Consider the following 6,441-nt stretch of genomic DNA (forward strand, 5'->3'; position numbering starts at 1 on the left):
GGGGACGGCGGTCGGCACGCCCGGCCCGGTCCGCGCACGACGTGGACCGGGCGGGGCGGGGCGGGCCCGGACCTGCGCTTGGACCCGGACCTGTACCTGGACCCGGACCTGTACCTGGACGCGGGCTCGCCGCCCGGCGTGCCGCCCGGTCCGGGCGCGGGCGGGACGGCGGCAGCACGGCGATCGAGGCGGCGATCGTCGCCCCCGCCGTGGTCGCGCTGATCCTGGTCGCGGTCGTGGCGGGCCGGATGCAGACCGCCGGCGGCACCGTCGAGGCGGCGGCCCGCTCGGCGGCCCGCGCGGCCTCGATGACCCGCACGGGCGACCTGGAGGCCGTGGCGAAGGCGTCCGCCGCGGACTCGATGCAGCAGCAGGGAGTGCACTGCCGGAGCAGCAAGGTCACCACGGAGAAGAAGAAACGGACCAGTCAAGGTGTCACCTGGGAGACGGTCGAGGTGACGGTGTCCTGCGAGGTCTACCTGGGGGACCTGATCGGCGGGCCGGACCTCTTCCCGAAGACGCTCACCGGTTCGTTCGCCTCGGTGGTCGACCGGTACCGGGGCCAGTGAGGCGCGGGGTGCCGTCCGGTGAGGCGCGGGGTGCCGTCCGGTGAGGCGCGGGGTGCCGTCCGGTGGGGCGGGGGCCCGAGCGAGGCGAGTGGGTCGAGTGGGTCGAGCGCGGCAAGTGGGTGGAGATTGTGTCGGGTCGTGGGGCGGGGGGTGACAGGGCTGTGAGGACGAGGCGGCCGGACGGGGATTGGGGAGCCGTCGGGCGGGGGAGACGCAAGCGGAGGACGCCCTGGGGAGGGCGGAGGAGCTGGTGGGGAGGGAACGCCATGGCACGCGCACGCACGCGCGCGGTGCGGCCGCCCCGTGCCCGGCCGCTCGCTGCCCGGACGTTGCGGGCCCGGACGTTGCGATCCCGGATGTTGCCGGCCCGGATGTTGCGAGCCCGGCTGGGCGGTCCGCTCGGCGGCCGTTCGGACCGGGGCGCGCTGTCGATCTTCGTCGCCATCTGCGCGGCCTACGTGGTGCTGGTCATCGCGCTGGTCATCGACGCCGGCGGCAAGCTGCGGCTCGCCGAGCGGGTCGACGCCTACGCCCAGGAGGCCGCCCGGATGGCCGGCCAACAGCTGGACGAAGCAGCCCTGTTGAGGGGCGAAGGGTACAAACTGAGAGCACGGACCTACGTCGAGGCCGCGGCCGACAGCTACCTCGCGCTGTACGGGCTGTCAGCGGCCGACGTGGAATTCTCCCCGGACGGCGCCACCGTCACGATCACGGTGCGGGCCGAGTTCCACCCCGTCCTGCTGGGCGAACTCGGCAAAGGGAAGGTCACGGGCAAGGGGAGCGCCACCCTCGTCCACGGAGTCAAGGAAGCGGAGACCGCCTGATGGCCGCGCCACGCGCCAAGGACCAGACCCGTGCCGGGCGTCCGGCCCGGGGAGCGAACGCCACCCCCGCGTCCGGCCGACGGCCGGCGCCGCTGCCGTCCCATCGGGCGCGCGGCGGCCGTCGGCGCGGCCGGGGCGGCGCCGTACTCGCCGCGATCGCGGCCCTGATCACCCTGCTCGTCCTGATGGTCGGCGTGCCCGCCCTGCTGCTGTACGGCACCCGCTCGGTGGCCGACATGGGCGAACTCGCGCCCGACGGCATCGGCGCGCTGCTGACCAGCCCCGACGACGGGCGGCTGTTCCTCTGGCTGCTGGTGGTGGTCGGCTGGGTCGGCTGGGCGTGCTTCGCGCTCTCCGTCCTGCTGGAGATCCCGGCGCAGCTGCGCGGCCGGGTGGCCCGGCGGATCCCGGCCTTCGGCTGGAGCCAGCGGGCCGCGGCCGGACTGGTCGGCGCGGTCATCGCCCTGGTGCCGGTGGCCGGTTCGGCCTTCGCCGCCACCGCCGAGCACGCGCCGGCCGCCGCCACCGCGCAGGTGGCCGCGGGCGCGCAGCAGGCCGCCGCGCAGGCCGCGCCGGCCGTCACCCCCGCCGCCGACCCGCAGGCCGGCTACACCGTGCGGGACAGCCGCCCGGCCGACAGCCTGTGGTCCATCGCCGAGCGCCAACTCGGCTCCGGCGAGCGCTGGACGGAGATCGCCAAGCTCAACGACGGCCGGGTGATGGACGATTCGGGGATCCGCTTCGACGCGGACCGGCCGATCCAGCCCGGCTGGAAGCTCGCCATGCCGGCCGACGCCAAGCCCGACCAGGCGACCCCCGGGCCCGCCGCCCCCGCCCCGGCCGGGACGCCGCAGACCGGCCCGGCCGGCGGCGCGGCCCAGGGCGGCACCGTCTCCGTCAAGGCCGGCGAGAGCCTGTCGGCGATCGCCCAGAGGGAGTTGGGCGACGCGGAGGCCTGGCCGAAGCTGTTCGAGGCGAACCAGGGCGTCCAGGCGCCCGACGGCGAGCGGCTCACCGACCCGGACGTGGTGGTGCCGGGCATGGTGCTCAGCCTGCCCGGTGCCCCGGCTCCGGCCCCCGCGCCCGCTCCTGCCCCGGCCCCCGCGCCCGAGCAGGCCCCCCCCCCCCCGCCGACCCCGCCGCCGCCCGCGCCGAACACCCAGACGCCCTCGGCGCCCGCCGCGCAGACACCCGGCCCGGCGCAGCCCTCCGCCCAGGCCCCGGCGCCCGCGCAGCCCTCCGCCCCGGCCCCGGCGGGGACGCCCGCCCCGAAGGTCGAGGCCCAGGCCCCGGCCGCCCACGCCGAGCAGGCGAACGACGACTACGGCGTCGCCCTCGCCGCCTCCACCGTCGGTGTGCTGCTCGCCGCGATCATGGTCGGGACCGTCGCCCGCAAGCGCGGCGGCCAGCTGCGCGCCCGCCGTCCCCGGCACCGCATCGCCATGCCCAGCGCCCCGGCCGCCGCCTTCGAGGCCGAACTGAAGGCCCGCCAGGACGACGCCGGACTGCACCTGCTGGACCGCGCCCTGCGCAGCATGGCCCGCAACACCGTCCGCGGCGGCAAGCGGCTGCCCGCGATCGTCGCCGCCCGGATCACCCCCGGCCGCACGATCGAACTCCACCTCTCCGGTCCCGCCGCGCCCATCGCGCCCTTCCGCGCCGCCCACACGCCCGACATCTGGTGGTGCGCCGCCGACTCCGAGGGCCTGCTCTCGCCGGCCCAGGCCCGCAAGACCGCGGCCCCCTACCCGGCCCTGGTCACCCTGGGCTCGGCCGCGGACGGCTCGATCGTCCTCGCCGACCTGGAGACGGTCCGGCTGCTCCACCTCTCCGGGCACCAGGACGACGCCCGCGACGTCCTGCGCACGCTGGCCCTCGAACTCGCGCACAGCCCGCTCGCGGACCGGCTCCACCTGCACCTGGTGGACCTCGCCGAGGAGATGCCGATCAGCGGACCGGCCGCCGAGCGGATCCACCGCCACACCACCCTGGACGCCGCGCTCGCCGCCCTCGGCCCGCGCACCGCCAAGGCCCGGGCCACCCTGGTCTCGGCCGAGGCCGCCAGCCCCCGGGACGCCCGCAGCCGGGGCCTGGCCGACGAGTCCTGGGTCCCCGAGATCGTGCTCTGCGGCCACCAGCCCGGCGGCGGCATCCCGGCCGAACTCGGCCGGCTGCTCGACGCCCGGCCCCGCACCTGCGTCGCCGTGGTCACCCGCGCCCCCGAGCGCGGCACCGGCCCGGTCGCCCGCTGGACCCTCCCGGCCACCGGCCAGGCCACCGTCCCCGGCCTGCACCTCACCCTGGAGCTCCAGCGCCTGACCACCGGCCAGTACGAGCAGGTCACCGAGCTGCTCCGGGCCGCCGACGACAGCACCCAGCACCCCGCCCCCGCGTGGACCCTGGACGGCGACGAGCTGGAGCCCGCCGACCTCCCGGCCGCCGTCCCGGTCCTCGCGGCCGTCGGCGCGGCGTCGGGCCCCGGGTCGGACGGCCCGGCGGGCGGCTTCTCGCTCGCCGCGCTGGACGCCGCCCTGGGCGACCCGGACTCCGGGGACGACGCGGACAACGAGGACACCGGCGGCGGCCGGTCCGCGGCCGGGCCTCGGCTGCTGGCGCGGGTGATCGGCACCGGGGCCAGCCCGTTCGCGGGCACCGACCCGGCGGCGCCGGTGCCGGGGTCCGTCGGACCGGCCGCGCTGCCGGCCCCGCGGCACCTCGTCAACGGGCTCGGCCGACAGGCCGGCGCCACCACCGGGCCGGTCCCGGTGGCACCGGCGGTCGCCGTGGTCCCGGCCGGACCGGCCGCCGCCTTCCCGGTCGCGCCGCCCGCCGGGCCGGGGACGGACGGCGGCGGATCCGACGGCCTTGAGGGCTCCGACGGTCTTGAGGGCTCCGACGGTCTTGAGGGCTCCGACGGCCTCGGCGGCTCCGACGGCTACGAGGGCGACGAGACCACCCAGAACCTCGGACTGCCGACCGCTGTCGTGCCCGTCCAGCCGGTGGCCCCGGTGGGCGCAGTGCCGCCGATGGGTCCGGTGGCTCCGGCGGCCCCGGTGCTCGCGGGCCCGTCCGCCGCGCCCGCCACCCCCGCGCCTGCCCTTCCCGAGCCGGCCGTCCCCGCGCCTGCCCTTCCCGAGCCGGCCGTCCCCGCGCCCGCCGTCCCCGAGCCGGCGCCCGGGCCCGTCCGGGAACCCGCCCCCGAGCCCGTACCGACGCACGACCCGGCCTCCGCGCCCACCGGCGCCGACCCGCGTCTCCCCAGCAGGCCCGAGCCCGGTCCGGCCGCCACCGCGCTCGCCCGGACCACCTCCGGGCGCAGCGACAGCGACGACCTGCTCGCCATCCTCCGCTCGCCCGAGGCGCACGCCGTCCGCAACGCCCCCCGGATCCGCCTGCTCGGACCGGTCGACGTCGCCGGCACCGGCGGCACCGCCGAACCCGGCGCGATCGGCCGGCTCACCGAGCTCGCCGCCTACCTGGCCCTGCGCCCCGGCGCCGACCACGCCGCCCTCGACCACGACCTGCACCCCGGGGCGGCCCACCTCGACCCGCACCCCACCGCCGCCGATGCCCGGAACCCGCTGTCCGAAAAGCTCGCCGACCTGGCGGCCTGGCTGGGCACCGCCTCGGACGGCCGGCCCCTGCTGGTCACCGGCCAGGTCGAGGGCTGCACCTTCGCCCCGGCCGTCACCTGCGACTGGGACGAGTTCCGCAGCCTCTACCGGCGCGGCATGCGCAGCACCAGCGCCACCGCCGACGCGGCCCTCGCCCACGCCCTCGCCCTGGTCCGCGGCGCCCCGTTCGCGGAGGCCCCGCCCGCCTCGTTCGGCTGGGCCGAGGCCGAACGGCAGGACATGATCGCCGCGATCGTCGACACCGCCCACGAACTCGCCGCCCGCCGCCTCCAGTACGGCGACCACCGCAGCGCCGAGGCCGCCGTCTTCCGCGGCCTCGCCGTCGCCCCGGACGTCGAACTGCTGCACCGCGACCTGTTCTACGCCTACGCCTCGGCCGGCGCCCGCGACCAACTGCTGCGCGCCGTCAACCGCCTCGACGCACTCAGCCGCCGAACCGGTCGCGAACTCGACGCCGACACCATCGCCCTCCTCCGCGACCTCCTCGCCGGCGCCTGACCCGGCAGACCGTCAGCACCTCCCACCACGCCCCGCCCGGCCCGCACCCCGCGCGCCGAGCGGGGCGCGGTGCGTCCGGCCCGGATCCGGTGGGAGACGCCGGGGGCGGGACGGCCGGATGTCACACCGGTCTGATGGGATTCCCGCATGACGGATTGGTCGCAACTCAGCCATGCCTACGGCTCTGCGGAAGACATACCCGCCCTGCTCGACCGGATCGAAGCGGATCCGACTGCCGAGTGCTGGAGCGACCTCTGGTCGGCGCTCTGCCATCAGGGCAGTGTCTACTCGGCCAGCTTCGCGGCGCTTCCCCGGCTGACGGCGATCGCCGCCACCGGTGCCGACACGAAGGAGCAGCTGAACGCACTGCACCTGGCAGCCGCGATCGTGGCGGGGGCGGACCAGCTGAACGGGGCCGGTGACGTCCTTGCGAAGAACGCCCAGGACATCGCGGTCCTGCTGCGGAAGGCGAACGAGCACCTTCGGACGGCTCCCGACCGCACCGACTACATCTACCTGCTCGAATCCCTCCTGGCCTTCGAAGGTGTACCGGTCTGGGGCGAGGAGCTGGCCGGCGGACTCGTGAACGAGGAGTACCAGACCTCCTGTCCGCGCTGCGAGACCGATCTGTTCATCGCCATCGGTGAATACGGCTACTTCTCCACGAGCGGCGACTACGCCCTGCACGACGATGTCGAGAAGGCCCCCCTGCGACCCGCGGAGCCGGGTGACCTGCACGGCATCGGCCAACGCCTCCACAGCCTCGCCCTCGGCGACGGTCAGCGTGACGTCGCCACCGCGTTGACCTACCTCTTCGGGGGCGCGCACTGCACGGATTGCGGGGCGGACTTCGTGGTGGCCGACCGGATTGGCGATTTCTGCTGACGTTGCCGCAGCCGGGACCGGGCGCGGAGC

Annotated in this window: 4 protein-coding genes; all 4 read left to right on the top strand. The window is 76.9% G+C overall.

Annotated elements, in window-relative coordinates; all coding sequences use genetic code 11:
• The first annotated feature begins 41 nt into the window (after positions 1-41).
• Positions 42-569 carry a TadE/TadG family type IV pilus assembly protein gene (locus ADK60_RS45290; RefSeq protein WP_286185320.1) on the top strand — a complete coding sequence of 176 codons (528 nt, stop codon included), beginning with the start codon at positions 42-44 and terminating at the stop codon, positions 567-569.
• 371 nt (positions 570-940) lie between these two features.
• Complete coding sequence (locus ADK60_RS34235; protein WP_053650806.1) at positions 941-1,393, top strand: hypothetical protein; 453 nt, start codon at positions 941-943, stop codon at positions 1,391-1,393.
• On the top strand, positions 1,393-5,526 hold the full coding sequence (locus tag ADK60_RS34240; protein WP_053650807.1) for a BTAD domain-containing putative transcriptional regulator: 4,134 nt from the start codon (positions 1,393-1,395) through the stop codon (positions 5,524-5,526). Before ADK60_RS34235 ends, ADK60_RS34240 begins: the two co-directional genes overlap by 1 nt.
• A 147-nt stretch (positions 5,527-5,673) precedes the next feature.
• Positions 5,674-6,411 (top strand): hypothetical protein, encoded by a 738-nt coding sequence (locus tag ADK60_RS34245; RefSeq protein WP_053650808.1) that lies wholly within the window; start codon positions 5,674-5,676, stop codon positions 6,409-6,411.
• Positions 6,412-6,441: the final 30 nt, after the last annotated feature.

This window comes from Streptomyces sp. XY431 (genome assembly GCF_001279805.1).
Classification (GTDB): domain Bacteria; phylum Actinomycetota; class Actinomycetes; order Streptomycetales; family Streptomycetaceae; genus Kitasatospora; species Kitasatospora purpeofusca.

What these genes read in the sequence shown, in the direction of transcription:
- ADK60_RS34235 (WP_053650806.1), top strand. Translation starts at nt 941, where the DNA reads ATGTTGCGAGCCCGGCTGGGCGGTCCGCTCGGCGGCCGTTCGGACCGG.
- ADK60_RS34240 (WP_053650807.1), top strand. Translation starts at nt 1,393, where the DNA reads ATGGCCGCGCCACGCGCCAAGGACCAGACCCGTGCCGGGCGTCCGGCC.
- ADK60_RS34245 (WP_053650808.1), top strand. Translation starts at nt 5,674, where the DNA reads ATGACGGATTGGTCGCAACTCAGCCATGCCTACGGCTCTGCGGAAGAC.